General features: G+C 39.2%; 3 protein-coding genes and 1 pseudogene. All 4 read right to left on the minus strand.

The window, feature by feature from the left end; genetic code table 11:
* Window positions 1-429 (minus strand): annotated as a pseudogene (locus SORDD15_RS10270) (hypothetical protein); the annotation flags it as partial.
* 11 nt (window positions 430-440) lie between these two features.
* Window positions 441-884: a hypothetical protein gene (locus tag SORDD15_RS03465; protein ID WP_061414374.1), complete on the minus strand. Its 444-nt coding sequence runs from the start codon at window positions 882-884 to the stop codon at window positions 441-443.
* Window positions 868-1338: a hypothetical protein gene (locus tag SORDD15_RS03470; RefSeq protein ID WP_061414377.1), complete on the minus strand. Its 471-nt coding sequence runs from the start codon at window positions 1336-1338 to the stop codon at window positions 868-870. Before SORDD15_RS03470 ends, SORDD15_RS03465 begins: the two co-directional genes overlap by 17 nt.
* Window positions 1339-1347: 9 nt before the next feature.
* The coding region (locus SORDD15_RS09980; protein ID WP_196756207.1) for a DNA/RNA non-specific endonuclease at window positions 1348-2511 on the minus strand (1164 nt) is incomplete at its 5' end.

The following is a 2511-nucleotide window of genomic DNA, read 5'->3' on the forward strand; positions in this document are numbered from 1 at the left end:
CCCTATCTCAGGTGGGGTGACTTCCTTGGTACCGACAGGATGGCCATAGGGATCATTCACAGGCTCGATCCGCTTATAGCCAATCTTGTTAGTCGTTTTATACTTTTGAATGTTAAGGGCTTCGAGCTTGGCTCCTACCTTGTCCATAGCCTCATAGAAGGGGCGGTCGATTTTCTTATTGATGTAGGTGTTCACATTCTCGGCATACCGCTCTAAGGTAGAGAGTTTAGCTTGCAGAGTTTGGGCAGTGCTGGTTTCATCGTGATAAGTATAGGAAACAACACCGTCCGTATCCTTTTCCTTGATGAGTTTCTGGACCTTCTCAGAAATCTTAACCAGATCCTCCACCCGTTTGGCAAATCCGGTCGAAGTGGTGCCCTGTCCCCCAGCCCTTTGTGAAAAGGCACTTAACTGAATATTAAGTGCCAATATCAAAAATATTATAGCTGATTTTCTTTTACTTCCTCAAACCATTTTTCAAACTCTAGACGCGGAATCAATTCTTCATCCTTGTCATAACGTCCTTCATAACTATAGCGACTGTCAAGACTGTTTTTCTGAGCATCATAAATCAACCACATTTCAGTTGGATGTTCACGATTGTATTCTTGACAAACATCAATCAATTTCTGTATATCTTCAGCTCCATATCCCAATACAGCAAATGCCATATTATCGGAATCATCTATTTTTTTTGTCGCAACTTCATTAACTTTATCCATTTCAATTACAACACCATTAATCTTATAAAAAACTTTATATGATTGCAATGCTTCCTCAGAAATGCAATAAATATATACTTTTTCTGCTTGATTTTGGACATACTCCATTGCTAATGAAATCATGCTAGCCTGAACTTCCATAAATTTATCTTCGAATATCATGATGCCCTTCAACTTCTTCCTTCACTTCATTGTACCATTCCATAAAAATATCGTCAGGTGTCAATGTGTCCGAATTAGAATAAAATAAATCATATGAATACTTGCTATTTACCTCATTTTGTACATTATCGTAAATCAATTTAATTTGTGAAGGCATCGGACGATTATATTTTTGACAAATTTTATGAAGATCTTGTAAATCTTGATTTCCTAATTTTAAAACTGAAAAAATCAAATTATCCAATTCGAATTCATTCATATCTTTTTTTGACAGTTTATGCAACATTACAATATTATTGTTATCATCTTTATAGAAAATATCAAAGGAATACATTGTTTCAAAAGAACAATATATGTACACAGTATCAACCTTTTGCTCTACCCTATCCGCATATTCTAGTGCTAGTTGAATCATCTCTGTTTGTTTGGCTGAAAATTCATCTTCAAATATCATTACTCTCTCCTAATTATTCGGTATATTTTTAAATGTTGGTTTGCCATCTATTTTATAAAAAACATCAAAACTATCCGGTCTCAGATTGTCACCAACATAATTCACTTTGACATTGATTGAAACATCCTTACCTTCTTCCAAAGCTTTGGCCCATTGATTTTCCAATTTTTTATAATCACTCAAGTTCACATCGCTCAACTGTGAAACCAAATTATCAATCTCCGGAGAACCACCAAACCGATCTCCTGCCAAGTGACCTGCATGGTCACCTGGTAACTTACCTGGAGTTCTAGAATCGTGAGGAAGTCGACCATTTCGTTCTGTCAATTGAAGTTCTGATGCATTCCAATCTGTCAAACGTCCTAGACCATCTGTTTGATAGAGATATTCAAATTCGCCTGTTTGATATTTGACATTCGGTTTTAGTTTCCCAACTTCATCAAAATGAGAACCATCTCTAATGATGTTATCTACAGCACCTTTCCCAGCCTTACTTCCAGCTTCCACGACCTCATCCACACTACCATCTAGATTCTTCGCAAAAGCACTGAGATTATCTGCTAAATGAGATAACTTCCCTCCACCACTTGATAGAATACCATCTGCTAGTTGAGGTTCTAACCCAATATTCAAACGGAAATTTTGAGCTGCTTCACTTAGAACATTATCCGCATGGCGTAAACCATCGCTTAGAGCGTCTGCTGAATTCGATAGAATCTTACTTGGTCGGAGATTGTCAAGCTGTTTGCCATAGGTTTTAATTTGGGAAAGGACATTATCCCCCAAGCCCTTAGCATTCTTCAAGATACCTTTGAAACTATCTAGGTTCCTAACTCCTTGTTCGACGCCTTCCTTCACCGCTGTTTTGATACTAGTCTTAACAACGGTAAGCCCTGCAGTCTTTCCTGTCTTGGCCAGACCACTGAGGTATTTACCAGCTGGGATCAAGTCAAGCAGGGCAAAGGCTCCCCTCATAACTCTCTCGTTCCCATCCAGCTCGCGGCCAGTACCCCAGTCCTTGCCAGATGCGGCAGAGTACATTTCCGCTGCTGCTACGACCGTGGATAGAACCGCACCGGCAGGAGGGCAGAAGACATACAAGACAACTGTAGCCGCGGTCAGAGTCAAATCCCGCCACATCTCTGTAGTGGACTTTTCATCATCAATCGATAT

The organism is Streptococcus oralis (assembly GCF_001578935.1).
Taxonomy (GTDB): domain Bacteria; phylum Bacillota; class Bacilli; order Lactobacillales; family Streptococcaceae; genus Streptococcus; species Streptococcus oralis_R.

Coding starts and splice junctions, on each gene's coding strand:
- SORDD15_RS03465 (WP_061414374.1), bottom strand. CDS start 884: ATGATATTCGAAGATAAATTTATGGAAGTTCAGGCTAGCATGATTTCA.
- SORDD15_RS03470 (WP_061414377.1), bottom strand. CDS start 1,338: ATGATATTTGAAGATGAATTTTCAGCCAAACAAACAGAGATGATTCAA.